Source organism: Stenotrophomonas indicatrix (assembly GCF_002750975.1).
In the GTDB taxonomy this organism is placed as follows: domain Bacteria; phylum Pseudomonadota; class Gammaproteobacteria; order Xanthomonadales; family Xanthomonadaceae; genus Stenotrophomonas; species Stenotrophomonas indicatrix.
The window spans coordinates 379,230-397,374 of record NZ_PEJS01000001.1; the positions used below are offsets into that span (position 1 = coordinate 379,230).

Consider the following 18,145-nt stretch of genomic DNA (forward strand, 5'->3'; position numbering starts at 1 on the left):
CCGCCGGGACCGGGTGGGCCTGCCCAAGCGCCGTCATCATTCTGCCGCCAAACCGCCATCTGGCTGCCGCCTGCCGGGCGCAGGCTCTCGGCCAACCCGGCCGCCGGGCAGGAGGGGACACGCCATGCAGGAACTCGAACAGCGTCTGCAGCAACGCTATCCCGACTGGTTCCATGGCCGTCGCGGCCAACTGGCCCGGCCCCTGCTGCGCAGCGTCGGACGCTGGTCGCGGCTGGACCGGATCGAGGCGTTCCTGCGCCGCAACGCCAACGTGCGCGGTTTCGACTTCGTCGCCGCCGGGCTGGAGTTCATCGAGGGTCGCTACCACGTGGACCCCGCCGCGCTGGCGCGGATCCCGGCCACCGGCCGCCTGCTGATCGTGGCCAACCACCCTTCCGGCGCGCTGGATGCGCTGGCGCTGCTGGATGCGGTTGGCCGCATCCGCCGTGACGTACGGATCGTGGCCAACGATCTACTGGGCGCGATCGAGCCGCTGCAGGACCTGCTGCTGCCGGTACGCATCCTCGGCGGCAAGGTCCAGCGCAGCAGCCTGCAGGCGGTGGAGCAGGCGCTGGCGGCCGAGCAGTGCGTGATCGTGTTCCCGGCCGGCGAGGTCTCGCGGCTGTCGCTGCTCGGCATCCGCGATGGCCGCTGGCAGCGGGGGTTTGTCCGCTTTGCCCGCGCCGCCGCCGCACCGGTACTGCCGGTGCGGGTGGAAGCGCGCAATTCGGCGCTGTTCTACGGCGCTTCGACCTTGTTCAAGCCGGCTGGTACGGCACTGCTGGCACGGGAGATGTTCGCCCGCCGCGGCCGGCCGCTGCGGCTGCGCATCGGCGAACCGATGCAGCTGGGGCAGGGTGATCCCGGCGCGCAGCTGCTGGCGGTGCGCCGCGCGGTATATGCGCTGGGGCGCAGCACAGCGATTGCCGAAGGCTGCCCGGCAGGGCCCGAGCCGCTTGCCGCCCCGGTGCCGCCTGCACAGGTCGCCGCTGCGATTGCCGCCGCCACCGTGCTGGGGCAGACCGCCGATGGCAAACAGATCCTGCTGGCCAGCTGCGCGGCCGCTTCGCCGCTGCTGCACGAGCTGGGGCGGCTGCGCGAACTGACTTTCCGCCAGGTGGGCGAGGGCACTGGGCGCAGTCGCGACCTGGATGACTTCGACCTGCACTACCAGCACATCGTGATCTGGGACGGCACCGCCCAGCGCATCGCCGGGGCCTACCGGATCATGCGGGGCGCGCAGGCGCTGGCGCGCCGGGGCCTGGCCGGGCTCTACAGCGCTTCGCTGTTCCGCTATTCCGACGACGCCATTCCCCGCATTGCCGAAGGCCTGGAATTGGGACGCAGCTTCGTGGTGCCCGATTACTGGGGCAGCCGCAGCCTGGATTACCTGTGGCAGGGCATCGGCGCTTACCTGCAATGCCAGCCCGGCATCCGCTACCTGTTCGGTGCGGTGTCCATCAGCGCCGCCTTGCCACGCGATGCGCGCGAGCAGCTGGTGGCCTATTACCAGCGTTACTACGGCGCAGCCGATGGCCGGGTGCAGTCGAACCGGCCGTTCCAGTACTTCGCCGCGCCACCTTGCTTTGGTGAGATGGATGCGGCGGCTGCCTTCGACGTGCTCAAAGCCAATCTCGCCGCGCTCGGTACCGGTGTGCCCACCTTGTACCGGCAGTACACAGACCTGTGCGAACCCGGCGGTGCACGGTTCCTGGCGTTTGGCGTCGATCCGGATTTCAGCGACTCGATCGACGGCCTGATCGAAGTCGACCTGCACGCGATCCGGCCACACAAGCGCAAACGCTACCTGCGCGATGCGGGGATGCCGGCATGAGCACGCTGGCGAACCTGGCACCGCATCGTCGCGCCGTGTTCGTCTCCGATGTTCATCTCGGGTCGCGGCATTGCCACGCCACCGAGCTGGCGCGTTTCCTCGGCACCCTGCGCTGCGAGCGACTGTATCTGGTCGGCGACATCATCGACCTGTGGTGGATGGCACACCGACGCGCCAACTGGCGGCAGTCGCACAGCGAGGTCATCCTGGCCCTGCACGCGCTGCGACGCGCCGGTACCGAGATCATCTACATCCCCGGCAACCACGACGCCTCGCTGCGCCAGGTGTGCGGCCTGATGCTGCCGGCGATGCAGGTGCGCCGCCGTGCGATCCACACCACCGCCGATGGGCGCCGGCTGCTGGTGGCGCATGGCGACGACTATGACGGTGTCACCCACTTCGGTGGCCTGCAGGAGCGGTTTGGTGACTGGCTGTACTACCGCATCCTCACCGGCAACCATCTGTTGAATGCGGTGCGGCGCCGACTCGGGATGCGCTACTGGTCACTGTCCGAATTCCTGAAACGGCAGAGTGGCGCCGCTGAACGCTACATCGAGCGCTTCGTGCAGGCCGGCCTGGACGATGTTCGCCGGCGAGGCCTGGATGGCATCATCTGTGGGCACATCCACCGCGCCGCACTGATCGAACGCGACGGTCTGGTCTACGCCAATGACGGCGACTGGGTGGAGAGCCTGACCGCGTTGGCCGAGGACCACGACGGCGCAATGCGGCTGCTGGACCACAACGGGCGGACGTTGGTGGAGCTGCCGGGAGCACGGTTGTCGCAGGCGGCGTGATTCACAGCTGCAGGGACAGGCCCACGCGCGGGTGCGGCCGCACTGGCAGCTGACTGACGCGCCGCCGGGCAGGAAACCGCCGCTGCACGGAGATCGCCAAGCCGCTAGCATCGGCCGATGGACTCATTGACCCAGATCGTTCTTGGCGGCGCCGTCGCTGCCGCCATTGCCCCGCCTGGACACCGCCGTGCCGCCCTGCTGGCCGGTGCCGCGCTCGGTACCCTGCCGGACCTGGATGCCCTCTGGCTGGGCTTTGCCGCCGCCGACCCGGTGGCGAACATGACCGACCATCGCAGCTTCAGCCATTCGCTGCTGGTGCTGCCGTGGGTGGCCGCGCTGATCTGGTGGCTGTTCAAGCGCTTCGGCAACGGCCGGGTGGCGCAATCACCGCTGCGCTGGTTCTGGGCGATCCAGCTGGCGCTGGTCACCCATCCGGTGCTGGATGCGTTCACTGTCTACGGCACGCAGCTGTGGTGGCCGTTGCAGCCACATCCCGCGATGGGCTCGAGTGTCTTCATCATCGATCCCGGCTACACGGTGTGGCTGCTGCTGGGCTGCGTGCTGGCGTGGTTCGGCCGCGCGCGACCGTGGGTGGGCAAGGTGCTCTGCGTTGCGTTGCTGCTCAGCAGTGCGTACCTGGGCTGGGGACTGATCGCCAAGGCACAGGTCGACCGCGCCGCGCAGCAGAGCCTGGCCGCGATGGGCCTGGGCGACGCGCCGCGGTTCTCGGTGCCGATGCCGTTCAATACCCTGTTGTGGCGGGTCGTGGCGATGACCCCGAATGGCTACGTGGTCGCTGACCGCTCGCTGGTGGCCGACCGCGGGCCGATGCGTTTCGAGGGGCATCCGTCCAACGTGCAGGCCTTGCGCGAAGCGGCGGAAATTCCGGCAGTACGGCGCCTGCAGTGGTTCAACCGTGGCTTCATGCGCGCACAGGTGGTGCAGGGCAGGCTGGTGCTGAGCGACCTGCGCATGGGGCTGGAGCCGGACTACACCTTCAATTTCGCGGTGGCCGAGCAGGTTGACGGCCAGTGGCGCGCGATCGTGCCCGAGCAGTTGCGGGTGGACTACAGCAGCCCGGCCGCGCGTGCCGATGCCGGCCGCCGGTTGTCGGCGATGTGGCAGCGCATCTGGCACGAACCGGCGGCGGCGGACGGCGCCGCCGCGCACCCGTAGATCCACGCCACGGCCCATCAGCCCAGTAGATCCACGCCACGCGTGGATGGCGCAGTGCATCGACACCCAGTAGATCCACGCCATGCGTGGATGGCGTGTACCGCGGCCGCTCAATACACCGTTGCGCGGCCCTGCACGAACGAATAGAAGAACACCGCGTTCGGATCGTTCTGCACCAGCCGGAACTCGCGGCGCATGCCCTCCACCGTCTCTTCGTCCACCGTGCCGGCCTGCAGCAGCTGGTCGGCCGCCGACAGCAGCAGCTGTTCCCAGAACGCGATCATCGTCTTGCGACGTGCCGGTTCGCGGTTGTCCAGATGGATGGTCTTGATCTCGGTGTGCACATCGCGGAAGCCACCGGCCAGCAGCAGGTTGCCCAGCTTGGCGCCGACGAACGGATCACCGCCGTGGTCGTACTGGAAATCGTTGAAGGCCATCCAGTAGCGCCAGATGTGCGGCGAATACGGATCAAGCAGGAACGAAGCATTCATCACCTCGGTGATGTAGACCGGCGAGCCCGGGGCCAACACGCGGCGCACTTCACTCAGCACGCGCGCCGGCGAGGGTACGTGTTCCAGCACCCAGCACAGGAACGCCGCATCGAAGCTGCGGGCCTCGAAAGGCAGTTCGCCGGCATCGGCCTGCTGCAGGGTGTAACGGTCGTTGCACCACGGTGTGCGCGCCAGGTTCTCCCGCGCGGTTTGCAGCTGGGCCTCGCTCAGGTCCACGCCGGTCACGTGCAGCTCGGGGAAGCGGCGCAGCAGGATCTCGGTCTGCGCGCCCACGCCACTGCCGACTTCCAACAGGCGCTTTGCGCCGCTGTAATCGATCTGGCCGAAGATGCTCGATTCCAGCAGGCGTGCCTGGGTCATCAGGCGCTGCTGCTCGGTGCCGGAGAACCCGTGCAGGTAGGTCGGGGAAGAAATAGGCGGGGTCATGGCGGCGGGCTCAGGCAGCGGAAGACATCGCCGGTTCCCCGGCGATCAGGCGGTCGAAATAGTCGGTGGTCAGCGCGATCTGGCTGGCCGGATCTTCGGCGCGGTTGACCACCGCGCGGAACGCGGCATTCTCCGGCCGGTCCTTGGCGTACCAGCCAAGGTGCTTGCGCGCGATGCGCACGCCCTGCGGTTCGCCGTAGAAATCGTGCAGCGCGTGCAGATGGCCGAGCAGGATGTCGCGGACTTCGGCCAGTGACGGCGGCGGCAGTTCTTCGCCGGTGGCCAGGTAATGCGCCACTTCGCGGAAGATCCACGGCCGGCCCTGTGCGGAGCGGCCGATCATCACCGCATCCACGCCGGTCTGCTGCAGGACGAAGGCGGCCTTCTGCGGCGAATCGATATCGCCGTTGGCGATCACCGGGATGCGCAGCGCGGCCTTGATCTCGCCGATCGTGGCGTACTCGGCCTGGCCGGTGTAATGCTGGTCGCGGGTACGGCCGTGCACCGCCAGCGCAGCGATGCCACTGTCTTCGGCGATGCGCGCGATGAGTGGGCCGTTGCGATGGTCGCAGTCCCAGCCGGTGCGGATCTTCAGCGTAACCGGCACGTCCACCGCGTTCACCACTGCTTCCAGGATGCGCGCGACCAGCTGCTCGTCGCGCATCAGCGCTGACCCCGCCCAGGCGTTGCACACCTTCTTGGCCGGGCAGCCCATGTTGATGTCGATGATCTGCGCGCCATGGTCGACGTTGTAACGCGCTGCCTCGGCCAGCTGCTGCGGCTCGGTGCCGGCGATCTGCACGCTGATCGGCGCTGGTTCACCGGCATGGTCCATGCGGTGGATGGACTTGCGCGTGTTCCAGAAGCGCGGGTCGCTGATGGTCATTTCCGAGGCGGCCAGGCCCGCGCCCAGCCGTTTGCACAGCAGGCGGAAGGGTTTGTCGGTAACGCCGGCCATGGGCGCAAGCACGACGTTGGGGGCAATGGAGTACGGGCCGATCTGCATGTGCCCATTGTAGGGCGCGGCAGGCGCCCCGGCTGGGTTTGCGGCTCGCCGGTTCAGGCCGATCCTGACCGACCTCATGCCGGACGGGCATCAGCAGATGCTTGATGGTCGCTTCCGTCGCCCCCACGGGCCGGTCATGGTGGGCGGCTGGGCGGGCCGGCAAGGCGCATCCACGCACCCAACACCCGGTAGATCCACGCCATGCGTGGATGGGGCCATCGCACCCAGCACCCGGTAGATCCACGCCATGCGTGGATGGGGCCTTGCCCATGAACGTGAAAAGGCCCGGGCATCTGCATGCCCGGGCCCGATCATCATCCCCACGGGGATGTCGCGTTACTTCACTTCGGCATCGGCCGGGGTGAAGCGCGGCATCGCCGCCGCTGCGCCTTCCTTCTCGGTCGAGCGACCGGCGAACTGGTTGGCGAAGCGCACGTGGCGGGCGAACGGAGCGTCCGGCACCTGTGCCATCGAGGCCACCAGCGCACCGTTGAAGGCATCGCCGGCACCGGTGGTGTCGATCGCCTGCACCTGTTCGGCACCCACGCGGTAGTACGGCTGGGTGTCGCCACGCAGGTGCTCGTCGGCATGCGACACGAACACGCCCACCGAACCCAGAGTCACCACCACCGTGCCGTTGCCGACCAGCTTGCGGCACAGCGCGTGCAGGCTGGCACCGTCCAGCGCGGCGACGTCATTGGCATCCACGCGCTCGCCGACATGACGGCCGAGCAGGGCGGCGAACTCGGTCTCGTTCGGGGTGATCACATCGGCCAGCTTCAGCAGGCCGATGCTCGACGGGGCGTCGGCCGGGGCGGCGTTGAGAACGGTGGTGACACCGGCCTCACGGGCCACGGCCAGGGCCGCTTCGATGGTCTGCACCGGCGATTCCAGCTGCACCAGCACCACTTTGGCGCCGGTCAGCAGGGCCTGCTGTTGCTGTACGAAGTCGGTGCTCAGCGCCGCGTTGGCACCCGGGCCGATGACGATGGTGTTGCGGCCACGGGCATCGACGTAGATGCCGGCGGTGCCGGTCGGCTCGCTGCTGGCTTCGGCGATCAGCGCGAAACCATCCTGCGCGGCCAGGTCACGGGCGGTGGCACCACCGGCGTCGTCGCCCAGTGCACACAGGAAGCTGGTGTCAGCGCCGGCACGGCAGGCGGCAACGGCCTGGTTGAAGCCCTTGCCACCGGGACCGGTGCTGTAGCGGCCGGCAATGGTCGCACCCGGTGCCGGCAGCGACTCGCACCGCCACACGTGATCGACATTGAAGGAACCGACGACAACGACACTGCTGCTCATAGGGAATCTGTTCTCGAAACTAGGGTTCAGCTGAAATGCGTCAGCACGCCGGCGATGGTAGCCGTCATGAAGGTGGCGATGGTACCGCCCAGCACCGCGCGCAGGCCGAACTTGGCCAGATCGTGGCGACGTTCCGGTGCCAACCCGCCGATGCCGCCAATCTGGATCGCGATCGAACTGAAATTGGCGAAGCCACACAGCGCGTAGGTGGCGATCAGGCGACCTTCGTCGGACAGGCTCATGCCCGGCACCTGGCCATTCACGATCTTCGACAGTTCGGTGTAGGCGACGAACTCGTTGATCACGACTTTCTGGCCGATCAGCGAACCGACGGTGGTGGCGTCGGCCCAGGGGGTGCCGATCACCCAGGCGATCGGGGCCAGCACGTAACCGAAGATGGTCGACAGGTCGGTCGGCTTGCCGATCGCAGCCGCCAGGCCGGTCACTTCACCGATCCAGGTCAGCGGCGCATTGAGCAGGGCGATCAGGGCGATGAAGGCCAGCAGCATCGCACCGATGTTCAGGGCCAGCTTCAGGCCGTCACCGGCGCCGGCGGCGGCCGCGTCGATGATGTTGCTGGAGGTCTTCTCCACTTCCATCTTGACCGTGCCGCGGGTCAGCGGGGTGCCGGTTTCCGGAATCAGCAGCTTGGCCACGACCAGGGTGGCCGGGGCCGCCATGATGCTGGCCGCCAGCAGGTGCTTGGCGTAGAACGCCTGCTGCACCGGATCGCCACCGCCCAGCATGCCCACGTACGCGGCAAGCACGCCGCCGGCGATATGGGCCATGCCGCCGATCATCATCGTCAGCAGTTCGGACTGGGTCATCTCGGCGATGTACGGACGCACCGTCAGCGGCGCCTCGGTCTGGCCGATGAACACGCTGGCGCAGACGCTGGTGGTTTCCGCACCGGACACGCGCATCACCTTGGTGATCGACCAGGCCATCACCCGCACGATCGCCTGCATGACGTTGAGGTGGTACATGACCCCCATCAGCGCCGAGAAGAAGATGATCGTCGGCAGCACCTGGAAGGCGAAGATGAAACCGTAGTTCTTGACGTCCATCAACGAGCCGAAGATGAACTTCGAACCTTCGTTGACGAAGCTCAGCACTTTCACGAAGCCCTGGCCCAGCGCATCGAACACGTCGCGCCCGCCCGGAACCAGGATCACCAGGGCCGCAAAGGCGATCTGCAGGGTGATGCCGGTGGCGACCAGCTTCCAGTCCACCGCGCGCTTGTTGTTGGAAAACAGCCAGGTGATGCCGATCAGCACCGCCAAACCGAACAGGCCGAAGCCGATCCTGCCCAAACCTTCGACCATCTGAGTGACTCCCCTGGGGCGTCGCGAAAAACGGGAAGCCTAGTGCAGGGCAGGGGCCGGAGCAAGGAAAAGCCGTCTGCGCGCGGCCATCGGCTCCGATCAGGCCAGCAACAGCAAGGGGTTGCGCCTGCCGGGACAGGTAGAATGATGGCTTGATCCCGGCCCGTATGCGGGCCCGCAGCAGGAGAATCGCATGCTCTACCGTCGCCTTGGCTCCACCGGCCTGCCGATGTCCGCCCTGTCCTTCGGCGCCTGGGTGACCTTCGGCGACCAGGTGCCGCGCGACGAGGCGCGCAACCTGGTGGCGGCGGCCTGGGACCATGGCATCAACTTCTTCGACAACGCCGAGGGCTATGCCAACGGCCGCGCCGAGCAGGTGATGGGCGATGTGATGGCCGACCTGCGCCTGCCGCGCGATGGCTTCTGTGTGTCCAGCAAGGTGTTCTTCGGCAGTGCCAAGGACCCCCGGCCCACCCAGCGCGGCCTGTCGCGCAAGCATGTGACCGACGCCTGCCATGCTGCGCTCAAGCGCCTGCGGGTGGACTACCTGGACCTTTATTACTGTCATCGTCCGGATCCGGACGCGCCGATCGCTGAGACGGTGCATGCCATGGACACCCTGGTCCGGCAGGGCAAGGTGCTGTACTGGGGCACGTCGGAATGGTCGGCCAACCAGATCCAGGAGGCGGTGGACATCGCCGCGCGCCACAACCTGCAGGCGCCGTCGATGGAGCAGCCGCAGTACAACCTGCTGCACCGTCAGCGCGTGGAAGTGGAGTACGCGCCGCTGTATGCCACCGCCGGACTGGGCACCACGATCTTCTCGCCGCTGGCCTCGGGCCTGCTGAGCGGCAAGTACGACGATGGCGTCCCGGCCGATGCGCGCCTGGGCCGCGAAGGCATGGGCTGGCTGCAGGACCTGGTGCTGGGCGACAACGCCGATGAGCGTTTGGCCCGGGTGCGCCGCTTCAGTGCGGTGGCCCGCGAGCTGGGTCACGCCCCGGCCAGCCTGGCCATCGCCTGGTGCCTGCGCAATCCCAACGTCTCCAGCGTGATCCTCGGCGCCAGCCGGGTCAGCCAGCTGCTGCAGAACCTGCAGGCGCTGGACGTGCTGGCGCAGGTGGACGACGCCGGCTGGGCGCAGGTGGAAGCCGTATTCGCCTGAGGAACGGGGACAGGTGGCAGGGCCGAACCCACGCTCGGTCGGCCCTCCCGCGCCCAGTCGGGCCCATTCCAATAGATGGTAGCTATCGAAGTTTAGATTTCGATCATTAATTCCATCAATGAAGTTGAGAATGGTTGTTGATTGTCAACTGAGAATCATTATCATTTAACTCGTCCCTCGCACGAGTCCAGATGCTCATGAATGCTCAACCTGTACTGCTGCGCCCCGAAACGCTGACCCTCCGCGACCGCCCGGTGCGTGTCGTGCCGCCGGAAGAGGTCATCGACAGCGAAGCCCTGCTCAAGGGCCGTCGTGAAATCCTGATCCAGCACGGTGACCGCTTCTACCGTCTGCGTCATACCAGCAACGACAAGCTGATCCTGACCAAGTAACGCGGTCTGGTCGCCCGCCTCCCTCCCTCCTGCCGGCAGCGCCGGCAGGGTGGGCGACCCGTCCGCTCCCGCTCTCTCCCCCTCGGTCTACCGTTCATGCCTGTCTGGTGTGGCGGTGGCCGGGGGTTCCCTTGCCTGACCGAACGATGCCGATGACCCGCCCGACCGCCCTTTCCATTGCCCTGTGGATGGCTCTGCCGCTGTCCGCCCACGCTGCTGCCGATGCCGCGCCCGACGCGCGCGAATTCGATCGCGTGCAGGTCACCGCCACCCGTACCGAACGTGCGGTCAGCGATGTCGCCGCCACCGTCGATGTGATCGACCGCGAGCAGATGGACCGGCAGCTGGTGCAGGACATCAAGGATCTGGTCCGCTACGAGCCGGGCCTGTCGGTCAGCCGCAGTGCCACCCGTTTCGGCCTTGGCAGCATCCGCATCCGCGGCCTGGATGGCAATCGCGTACGCATCCAGACCGATGGCATCGCCATGCCGACCAGCTTCAACATCGGTTCGTTCTCCAACGCCAACCGCAACTTCACCGACCTGGACACGCTCAAGCGCGTGGAGATCGTGCGCGGGCCGGCGAGTTCGCTGTACGGCTCGGACGCACTTGGCGGCGTGGTTGCCTTCGTCACCAAGGATCCGGCTGATTACCTCAAGGATGGCAAGGACAGCTACGTCGGCCTGAAATTCGGCTACGACGGCGAGTGGAAGGGCCTGCTCGGCGGCGTCACCAGCGCTTTCGGTGGCGAGCACTGGAGCGGCATGGTCAACATCAACCACCGCCAGGGCCAGGAAACCGACAACAAGGGCGATGTGCGCAGCAATGACAACACGCGCACCGCGGCCAACCCGCAGGACCGCGATGGTCGCAGCGGCCTGGCCAAGCTGGTCTATGCGCCCAGCGAAGACCAGCGTTTCCGTCTGACCGTGGAAGGCAACGAAGACAACACCGATACCGACGTGTTGTCCTCGATCGACCGCACCACCACCACCGGCATGAAGGCGCGCGACAAGCAGAACCGCACCCGCGTGTCCTTCGCCCACGAGATGGATGCGCTGGACAAGGGCTTCGCCGACAGCCTGCACTGGCAGGTCTACACGCAGGACAGCGAAACCACGCAGCGCACCGATGAGGCGCGCGCCAACGGCAGCCGCCGCCATCGCGAGTTCAGTTTCGACCAGCGCGTGTATGGCCTGCAGGCGGTGTTCAACAAGGCCTTCAGCACCGGCAGCGTCGAACACGCGCTGACCTATGGCTTCGATGGCGCCCGCACCGAGATCCGCCAGAAGCGCGATGGCTACCAGGTCAGCAATCGTGGCGTGGTCAGCACGACGATCCTGCCCGACGCGTTCCCCGTGCGCGATTTCCCGATCAGCAAGACCACCGAGCTGGGCCTGTACGCGCAGGATGAAATGCGCCTGGCCGATGGCAGGCTCTCGCTGGTGCCGGGCGTGCGCGTGGACCGCTACGAACTGAAGCCGGACGTGGACAGCATCTTCGCCGAGGACAACCCCGGCGTGGCCGTGTCGGAGCTGAAGAAGACCAGCGTGTCGCCGAAGTTCGGCCTGGTCTATCGCTTCACCGACGAGTGGTCGCTGTTTGCCGGTTACTCGCGTGGTTTCCGCTCGCCGCCGTACAACGACGTCAACCTCGGCTTCACCAATTTCGCTTTCGGCTACACCGCCATTCCCAATCCGGACCTGAAGCCGGAAACCAGCGATGGCGTTGAGCTGGGCCTGCGCTTCCTGTCGCCGGCGGCGTACGTGAGCGTGAGCGGCTACTACAACGACTACAAGGACTTCATCGAGTCGCAGACGCTGGTGGGTACCAACCCGCAGGGCCTGATGGTGTTCCAGTCGCGCAACATCGCCGACGCACGCATCTACGGCGCCGAACTGAAGGCCGGCGTCGACTTCGGCCAGATCCGTCCCGCACTGCAGGGCTGGGCGCTGCGTAGTGCGGTGGCGTGGTCGCGCGGCGACAACAAGACCGAAGACACGCCGCTGGATTCGGTCGATCCGCTGCGCGGCACCGTCGGCCTGATGTACGACACCGATACCTGGGGTGTTGAACTGGCAGGCACCTTCGTCAAGCGCAAGGACCGGCTGGCCAGCACCACCACCTATCGCCCGGCGGGCTATGGCGTGGCCGACCTGATGGCGCACTGGAACTTCGCCCCGGGCGCCACCTTCAACGTCGGTGTCTTCAACCTGGGTGACAAGCGTTACATCGACTGGTCCAACGTCGGCTCGACCCTGTCGGCCACCAGTACCGTTCTGGACCGCTATACCAGCCCCGGCCGCACCCTGTCGGCCAGCCTTGCCGTGTCCTGGTGATCCCATGAGCCGAGCCCTGTCCGCGCGTCGCCTGCCGTCCTCCCTGTCGCGTTCGTCGCTGCGGGCCTGGCCTGCGCCGGCACAGCTGGCAGCGCTCGGCACCGTGTTGTGCCTGTATCACGCCGATGGCAACGAGCTGGGCGGTTGGCGCCAGGCGGTATCCGTGCATGCCTGCCAGGGCGTGGACAGCGAGGGCCTGCGCGAAAGCCTGTGCTTCCTCGATGCACGTGGCCGTTGCGTGTGGCGCCTGTACCTGTTGCCGGACAGCGATTTCCTGGCCTGGGACCGGCTGGTGGCGACGCTGCCGCCGGGGCCTTCGCACGATAGCGATGGCAGCGTCGGTGAGCGCCTGTGGCGGCGCCTGGCCGGGCACCTGGGCGGACAACGCTGGCGTCTGTGCACCCTGCGCCTGCACGCCGCCGACGAGGGCCGGACCCTGGCCGCCAGCCTGTCCACGCTGTCGTCGCTCGGTGCCGCCACCGCGCGCCGCATCGCACGCATGGAAGGCGCCGAAGGCGAACTGGCGATCGACGACTGCTGCTGCGCCGACGCCGCACGCCGCCCTGCCGCGCGCGCTCCCGGCGACCTGCCGCTGGTCCGCCTGTGACCTGATTGCGATGGATTGCCTGCCGGCCAGGATGGCCTTTCCACGAAACCTGCAACCCCGAAGGAAGACCCGATGAAGTTCCAGACAGCCAGCGTGATGGTGCTGCTCGCCGCCAGTGGCGCCGCCAGCGCGCAGCCCTCCGACATCGCCCGCGACCATGACAGCATCCTCGCCATGCAGGGTGAGTACACGGTGGATTTCGCCTTCGATGAGACCGTGCTGCTGAAGCCGGGCTACGAGCGCGCGCCGGCCATGCGCAGCGGTGGCAACGAAGTGGTGATCGTGGTCGAAGACACGCCGAAGCGCATCGTGCTGCAGCACCTGCTGCTGGACGAGAAGAGCGGCCACGTGACCAAGCACTGGCGGCAGGACTGGGTGTACGAAGCGCCGAACCGCTTCGAGTTCAGCGCCGACCAGACCTGGCAGGTGCGCACGATCGCGGCCGCAACCAACCAGGGCGCCTGGACCCAGTGCGTGTACGAAGTCAGCGATGCACCGCGCTACTGCGGCACCGGCACGTGGACCTACCTCAACAACGTGCCGACCTGGACCAGCGACCTCAGCTGGCGGCCGCTGCCACGCCGCGAGTACACCAAGCGCAGCGATTACAACGCGCTGGCCGTGGTCAACCGCCATACCCTGACCCCGAACGGCTGGACCCACGAGCAGTTCAACACCAAGGTGCAGCGCAACGCGGATGGCAGCCAGGTGGACATCGCCCGCGAATTCGGCTTCAACGACTACATCAGGACCACCGAGGTCGACTTCACCCCGGCGCGCGATTACTGGAAGGCCACCGCCGGCTACTGGAGCAAGGTGCGCCAGCGCTGGGACGGTTTCCTGACCCAGGCCCCGGGCGTGCACCTGAAGACCAAGCTCGACGGCATGGCGATGATCATCCCGTTGTTCACCCAGGCCGAGGACGTGCAGGCCGGCAAGAAGGTGAAGGACGCGCAGATCGACGAAGTCTTCGCCAAGTACGTGGAAAAGGCGCCGAAGGAAGGTTGATCGGCGCGCTGCGGTGCCGGATGCGCACTGCACTGGTGGGTGCCGAGCTTGCTCGGCACGCTCTCCGGCGGTGATTGCACCCGGCATCCACGCATGGCGTGGATCTACTTGCTTGCGCGGCATGGATCTACCGGGATCATCGGCAATGCATCCACGCGTGGCGTGGATCTACTGGGACCATCGGCACTGCATCCACGCATGGCGTGGATCTACTGGGACCATCGGCACTGCATCCACGCGTGGCGTGGATCTACCTGCTTGCATGGCGTGGATCTACTCGGCTCGCTGGTAGATCCACGCCATGCGTGGATGCCTTTGCCACAGAACAGCGTCAGGCCTCGCGCAGCGCCAATGCCGGTGGCGTGTGCAGGATCCGCCGGGTCCCCAGCCAGCCGGCCAGCAGGCTCAGCGCGATGCCGAGCAGGCCACCCAGCAGCAGTCCCGGCCAGGGCGGCAGCAGCGGCAGTTCGAACACCTTCTGCGACACCGCAACGCCGATCACCGCTGCCGCGCCCACCGCCAGCAGCGCCGCCAACGCGCCCAGCGCACCGAACTCGACCAGTACCGCGCCACGCAGCTGGCGCCGCGTTGCACCCAGCGTGCGCAGCACCGCGCTGTCATAGCGGCGCTCGCCCGCCGTCGCCTGCAGTGCCGCCAGCAGCACCAGCACGCCGGCCAGCAGGCTGAACACCATCACCAGCTGCACCGCCTGCGCCACCCGTTCCATCACATCGCGTACCTGCGAGATCACCGCATCCACGTCCAGCAGCGAGAGGTTGGGCTGCGCACGCACCAGGGAACCCAGTCCCGCCGATCGGCCAGCCGGGAGATGGAACGCCGACAGCAGGTTATGCGGCGTATCGCCCACCGCGTTCGGGTTCAGCAGCACGAAGAAGTTCGGGCGGAAGGTATTCCAGTCGGCCTTGCGCACGCTGGTGACGCTGAACTCGCGCTGCTGCTCGCCCACCGCAATGGTGATGCGGTCACCGGGATACACGCCGTAGCGCTTGGCCCAGCCGATCTCCACGGATGCCTCCGCGGCGGTGCTGTCCGGCTTCCAGAACGTGCCGTTGACCAGCGTATTGGCCGGCGGGAACGTGCTGCGCCAACTGAAGTTCAGCGGCCGGTTCTCGTCATCGTCGTCGCGCTGGCCTTCGCCCTGCGGCTGATTGTCGTCGGCCGGCGTGCGATCCACTCGCAGCGGCGGCTTGCCGTTGATCGCGATCAGGCGGCCGGTGGCCATCGGTTCGATGCTGGCATCGTGCGCACCCAGGCCCTGCAGGGTCGCCAGCACGCTGTCGCGCTGCTCGGGCTGGATGTTGATCAGGAAATAATTGGGCGTGTCCGCAGGCAGGCGCTCGCGCCACTGCTGCAGCAGGCCGGGGCCGATCACCGCCAGCAACAGCAGGGCGCACAGCGACAGTGACAGCCCCACCAGCTGCATCACCGCCAGCATCCGCCGCCGCGTCAGCGCTGCCAGGCCCAACCGCCAGTTGCCGTGCAGGCGGTGCTGCAGGCCACGCAGCAGCTGCAGCAGCAGGAACCCGACCACGCCCGCGGCCACCGCCAGCCCGGCCAGGCCACCCAGCACCCACAGCGCCAGTTTCAGATCGCCGGTGACCTGCACCGCCAGTACCAGGCTGGCCGCCAGCGCAGCCACATAGGCCAGCAGCGAGGCCGGCGGCAAGGCAGCGAACGAGCGGTTGAGCACGCGCATCGGCGGCACGCCACGCAGGCGCAGCAGCGGCGGCAGTCCGAAGCCGAACAGCAGCAACAGGCCGACTCCCGCGCCGGTCAGCGCAGGCATGGCTTCGGGCAGCGGCAGGCGTTGCGGCACCAGGCTGCCCAGTACCTGCACCAGTCCTTCCTGTGCCGCCATGCCCAGGCCGATGCCGATCGCACACGCCGGCACCGCCAGCATCAGCAGCTGCAGGGCCAGGCCGGCCAGGATGTCGCGCTGGCGTGCACCCAGGCAGCGCAGGATCGCCACCTGGTCGATGCGACGCAGCGCGAACCGGTTGGCCGCCAGTGCGGTGGCAACGCCGGCCAGCAGCACCGCCAGCAGCGCGCTCAGGCCGAGGAAACGACCGGCCAGGTCGAAGGCCTGGCGCACACCGCGCTGGGTATCGTTCACGCTGAGCAGGCGCATGCCTTTTACCTGCGGCAGCAGCCATTGCCGGAATGACGCGATGTCGGCGGCAGGGCCGGCGAACATCACCCGGTAGTTGATGCGGCTGCCGGGGCCGAGCAGGCCGGTGCCTTCCACATCGGCGCGGTTGACCAGCAGGGTCGGCGACAGCGTCAGCAGGTCGCCACCGGCATCCGGTTCCGATTCGATGATGCCGGCGATGCGCAGCGTGCCCGCACCGAATTCCAGATCGTCGCCGGCCTTCAGGCCCAGTGCCTGCAGCAGGCGTGGGTCGGCATAGGCCTGGCCCTTGGCCGGCATTCCGGCATCGGCGATCAGCGCGCCGCCGGGCGTGGCACGCACGCGCAGCGCGCCGCGCAGGGGGTAGCCCGCTTCCACGGCCTTGATGCTGGCCATCTGGCTGGCATCGCCCTGGAACAGGACGCTGCCGAAGCTGGCCAGCCGCGTATGCGCCAGGCCGCGTCTCTGCGCCTCCTCAACGAACGCGGCGGGCGGGTCATCGCGGCCGGCAACACCGAGGTCGCCGCCGAGCATTTCCGCCGCGCTGCCGGTCAATGCCAGGTTGACCCGGTTCACCAGCGTGCCCACCGCCGTCATCACCGCCACGCCCAGTACCAGGGCGGCGAACACGGTCAGCAGGTCACCTGCCAGGGCCTCGCGGCGCAGCGCGCGCCACGCATGCCGCAGCAGGTTCATGCGTCCACTCCATGTTCCACCGGCTGCAGGCGGCCGTTGTCGATGCGATGGATGTACTGGCAGCGCTGTGCCAGGCGCAGGTCGTGGGTGACCAGCACCAGCGTGGTACCGCTGCCGGCATTGAGTTCGAACAGCAGATCGCTGATGTGCTGGCCGGTGGCCTGGTCCAGTGAACCGGTGGGTTCGTCGGCGAACAGGATGCGTGGGCGGCTGACGAATGCCCGGGCAAGGGCGACACGCTGCTGCTCACCGCCGGACAACTGCCGCGGGTAGTGGCGGGCGCGATGCGAGAGTCCGACCGCAGCCAGCACCTCGTCCACCCGCGTGCGGTCCTCGCGCCCGGCCAGTTCCAGCGGCAGCGCGATGTTCTCGGCCGCCGTCAGCGCCGGCAGCAGATGGAAGCTCTGGAAGACGAAGCCGACGTCGCGCGCGCGCAGTTGTGCACGCGCTTCTTCGTCCAGTGCCGTCAGATCCTGGCCCGCCAGCGCGATGCGGCCACGGCTGGGCAGGTCCAGCCCGGCCAGCAGGCCGAGCAGGGTGGTCTTGCCGGAACCGGAGGCGCCGACGATGGCCACGCTGGTGCCTTCATGGACGGTCAGGGTGATGTTGTCCAGTATGTGGACTTCACCCTCCGGGCCATGCACGGATTTGCCGACCTGGTCGACGGCGATGGCGACGGGCGCGCTGCGGGGGGACAGGCTGTCGATGAGGAGACTCCAATGCACAAGACGGAATGGAGCCGGCAAGCCGGCGCAATGATGATGCTGCTGCTAGGGTTGCTGCTGTTGCCGGCACTGGCGTGTGCCAAAGGTCCGGGCGGCGGTACCGTGCTGGTGCTCGGTGACAGCCTCAGTGCCGCCCACAATATCCCGGCCGATGCCGGCTGGGTCAGCCTGCTGCAGCAGCGGGTCAGGCAGCAGTCGAAAACCCCGCCGCGCATCGTCAACGCCAGCATGAGCGGGGAAACCACCGCTGGCGCGCTGACCCGCCTGCCGGGCCTGCTTGGCCGGGAGAAGCCCACGGTGGTGGTGATCGCCCTTGGTGGCAACGATGCGCTGCGCGGGCTGACCCCGGCGCAGGTGCAGGGCAACCTGGAGAAGATGGTGCAGGCCAGCCAGAAGGCCGGTGCCAAGGTGCTGCTGCTGGGCATCGATGTGCCGCCCAATTATGGGCCAGGCTACCGCCAGCGCCTGGCTGCGGCGTACCGGGCACTGGCCACGCAGTACAAGGTGCCGTTGCTGCCGTTCCTGCTGGAAGGCGTGGCCCTGCAGCCCGGCTTGATGCAGGCCGACGGCCTGCATCCCACCGCCCAAGCGCAGCCGAAGGTGCTGGACAACGTCTGGCCGCTGCTGAAACCGCTGCTGTGAGCACGCCATCTTCTTTTCATTGACGCAACTTCACATCGCGTGCA

General features: G+C 67.6%; 15 protein-coding genes. 9 read left to right on the plus strand and 6 right to left on the minus strand.

What is annotated here, in order from left to right:
• Positions 1-124: 124 nt before the first annotated feature.
• The 3 genes from olsF to CR918_RS01685 all read left to right on the plus strand — a co-directional run bounded on the left by olsF (position 125) and on the right by CR918_RS01685 (position 3,807).
• Positions 125-1,834: a bifunctional ornithine lipid synthase OlsF gene (gene olsF / locus CR918_RS01675; RefSeq protein WP_099841924.1), complete on the plus strand. Its 1,710-nt coding sequence runs from the start codon at positions 125-127 to the stop codon at positions 1,832-1,834.
• Entirely contained in the window at positions 1,831-2,631 is an 801-nt protein-coding gene (locus tag CR918_RS01680; protein ID WP_025877846.1) for a UDP-2,3-diacylglucosamine diphosphatase, read from the plus strand. The genes olsF and CR918_RS01680 overlap by 4 nt, the downstream gene beginning before the upstream one ends.
• A 117-nt stretch (positions 2,632-2,748) precedes the next feature.
• Entirely contained in the window at positions 2,749-3,807 is a 1,059-nt protein-coding gene (locus tag CR918_RS01685; RefSeq protein WP_099841925.1) for a metal-dependent hydrolase, read from the plus strand.
• Between the two features lie 110 nt (positions 3,808-3,917).
• Here the strand turns inward: CR918_RS01685 and CR918_RS01690 are convergent, their stop codons facing one another.
• The 4 genes from CR918_RS01690 to CR918_RS01705 all read right to left on the minus strand — a co-directional run bounded on the left by CR918_RS01690 (position 3,918) and on the right by CR918_RS01705 (position 8,378).
• Positions 3,918-4,745: a class I SAM-dependent methyltransferase gene (locus CR918_RS01690; protein ID WP_099841926.1), complete on the minus strand. Its 828-nt coding sequence runs from the start codon at positions 4,743-4,745 to the stop codon at positions 3,918-3,920.
• 10 nt (positions 4,746-4,755) lie between these two features.
• Positions 4,756-5,751 carry a tRNA dihydrouridine synthase DusB gene (gene dusB / locus CR918_RS01695; protein WP_025877853.1) on the minus strand — a complete coding sequence of 332 codons (996 nt, stop codon included), beginning with the start codon at positions 5,749-5,751 and terminating at the stop codon, positions 4,756-4,758.
• A 336-nt stretch (positions 5,752-6,087) separates the two neighbouring features.
• Complete coding sequence (locus CR918_RS01700) at positions 6,088-7,053, minus strand: ribokinase (RefSeq protein ID WP_025877854.1); 966 nt, start codon at positions 7,051-7,053, stop codon at positions 6,088-6,090.
• 26 nt (positions 7,054-7,079) lie between these two features.
• A complete protein-coding gene (locus CR918_RS01705; RefSeq protein ID WP_099841927.1) occupies positions 7,080-8,378 on the minus strand; it encodes a NupC/NupG family nucleoside CNT transporter in 1,299 nt (432 codons plus the stop codon).
• A gap of 193 nt (positions 8,379-8,571) precedes the next feature.
• Here CR918_RS01705 and CR918_RS01710 point away from each other — a divergent pair, with 193 nt between their 5' ends.
• From CR918_RS01710 to CR918_RS01730, 5 genes are all read left to right on the plus strand, one after another.
• Positions 8,572-9,543 carry an aldo/keto reductase gene (locus CR918_RS01710; RefSeq protein WP_025877856.1) on the plus strand — a complete coding sequence of 324 codons (972 nt, stop codon included), beginning with the start codon at positions 8,572-8,574 and terminating at the stop codon, positions 9,541-9,543.
• Positions 9,544-9,740: 197 nt separating this feature from the next.
• Entirely contained in the window at positions 9,741-9,935 is a 195-nt protein-coding gene (gene hemP / locus CR918_RS01715; RefSeq protein ID WP_005412278.1) for a hemin uptake protein HemP, read from the plus strand.
• 152 nt (positions 9,936-10,087) lie between these two features.
• A complete protein-coding gene (locus CR918_RS01720; RefSeq protein WP_025877865.1) occupies positions 10,088-12,274 on the plus strand; it encodes a TonB-dependent hemoglobin/transferrin/lactoferrin family receptor in 2,187 nt (728 codons plus the stop codon).
• A gap of 4 nt (positions 12,275-12,278) precedes the next feature.
• Positions 12,279-12,881 (plus strand): ChuX/HutX family heme-like substrate-binding protein, encoded by a 603-nt coding sequence (locus CR918_RS01725; RefSeq protein WP_099782885.1) that lies wholly within the window; start codon positions 12,279-12,281, stop codon positions 12,879-12,881.
• 72 nt (positions 12,882-12,953) lie between these two features.
• Positions 12,954-13,889 carry a DUF6607 family protein gene (locus tag CR918_RS01730; protein ID WP_099841928.1) on the plus strand — a complete coding sequence of 312 codons (936 nt, stop codon included), beginning with the start codon at positions 12,954-12,956 and terminating at the stop codon, positions 13,887-13,889.
• Between the two features lie 331 nt (positions 13,890-14,220).
• On the opposite strand, the gene CR918_RS01735 is transcribed toward CR918_RS01730, so the two are convergent.
• Complete coding sequence (locus CR918_RS01735; protein WP_099841929.1) at positions 14,221-16,734, minus strand: ABC transporter permease; 2,514 nt, start codon at positions 16,732-16,734, stop codon at positions 14,221-14,223.
• Complete coding sequence (locus tag CR918_RS01740; RefSeq protein WP_059066070.1) at positions 16,731-17,378, minus strand: ABC transporter ATP-binding protein; 648 nt, start codon at positions 17,376-17,378, stop codon at positions 16,731-16,733. Before CR918_RS01740 ends, CR918_RS01735 begins: the two co-directional genes overlap by 4 nt.
• Before the next feature lie 75 nt (positions 17,379-17,453).
• Here CR918_RS01740 and CR918_RS01745 point away from each other — a divergent pair, with 75 nt between their 5' ends.
• On the plus strand, positions 17,454-18,101 hold the full coding sequence (locus CR918_RS01745; protein WP_059066041.1) for an arylesterase: 648 nt from the start codon (positions 17,454-17,456) through the stop codon (positions 18,099-18,101).
• Positions 18,102-18,145 lie beyond the last annotated feature (44 nt).

Excerpts from the sequence above, each read along its gene's own strand:
- olsF (WP_099841924.1), top strand. The coding sequence starts at position 125 with ATGCAGGAACTCGAACAGCGTCTGCAGCAACGCTATCCCGACTGGTTC.
- CR918_RS01680 (WP_025877846.1), top strand. The coding sequence starts at position 1,831 with ATGAGCACGCTGGCGAACCTGGCACCGCATCGTCGCGCCGTGTTCGTC.
- CR918_RS01685 (WP_099841925.1), top strand. The coding sequence starts at position 2,749 with ATGGACTCATTGACCCAGATCGTTCTTGGCGGCGCCGTCGCTGCCGCC.
- CR918_RS01690 (WP_099841926.1), bottom strand. The coding sequence starts at position 4,745 with ATGACCCCGCCTATTTCTTCCCCGACCTACCTGCACGGGTTCTCCGGC.
- dusB (WP_025877853.1), bottom strand. The coding sequence starts at position 5,751 with ATGCAGATCGGCCCGTACTCCATTGCCCCCAACGTCGTGCTTGCGCCC.
- CR918_RS01700 (WP_025877854.1), bottom strand. The coding sequence starts at position 7,053 with ATGAGCAGCAGTGTCGTTGTCGTCGGTTCCTTCAATGTCGATCACGTG.
- CR918_RS01705 (WP_099841927.1), bottom strand. The coding sequence starts at position 8,378 with ATGGTCGAAGGTTTGGGCAGGATCGGCTTCGGCCTGTTCGGTTTGGCG.
- CR918_RS01710 (WP_025877856.1), top strand. The coding sequence starts at position 8,572 with ATGCTCTACCGTCGCCTTGGCTCCACCGGCCTGCCGATGTCCGCCCTG.
- hemP (WP_005412278.1), top strand. The coding sequence starts at position 9,741 with ATGAATGCTCAACCTGTACTGCTGCGCCCCGAAACGCTGACCCTCCGC.
- CR918_RS01720 (WP_025877865.1), top strand. The coding sequence starts at position 10,088 with ATGACCCGCCCGACCGCCCTTTCCATTGCCCTGTGGATGGCTCTGCCG.
- CR918_RS01725 (WP_099782885.1), top strand. The coding sequence starts at position 12,279 with ATGAGCCGAGCCCTGTCCGCGCGTCGCCTGCCGTCCTCCCTGTCGCGT.
- CR918_RS01730 (WP_099841928.1), top strand. The coding sequence starts at position 12,954 with ATGAAGTTCCAGACAGCCAGCGTGATGGTGCTGCTCGCCGCCAGTGGC.
- CR918_RS01735 (WP_099841929.1), bottom strand. The coding sequence starts at position 16,734 with ATGAACCTGCTGCGGCATGCGTGGCGCGCGCTGCGCCGCGAGGCCCTG.
- CR918_RS01745 (WP_059066041.1), top strand. The coding sequence starts at position 17,454 with ATGCACAAGACGGAATGGAGCCGGCAAGCCGGCGCAATGATGATGCTG.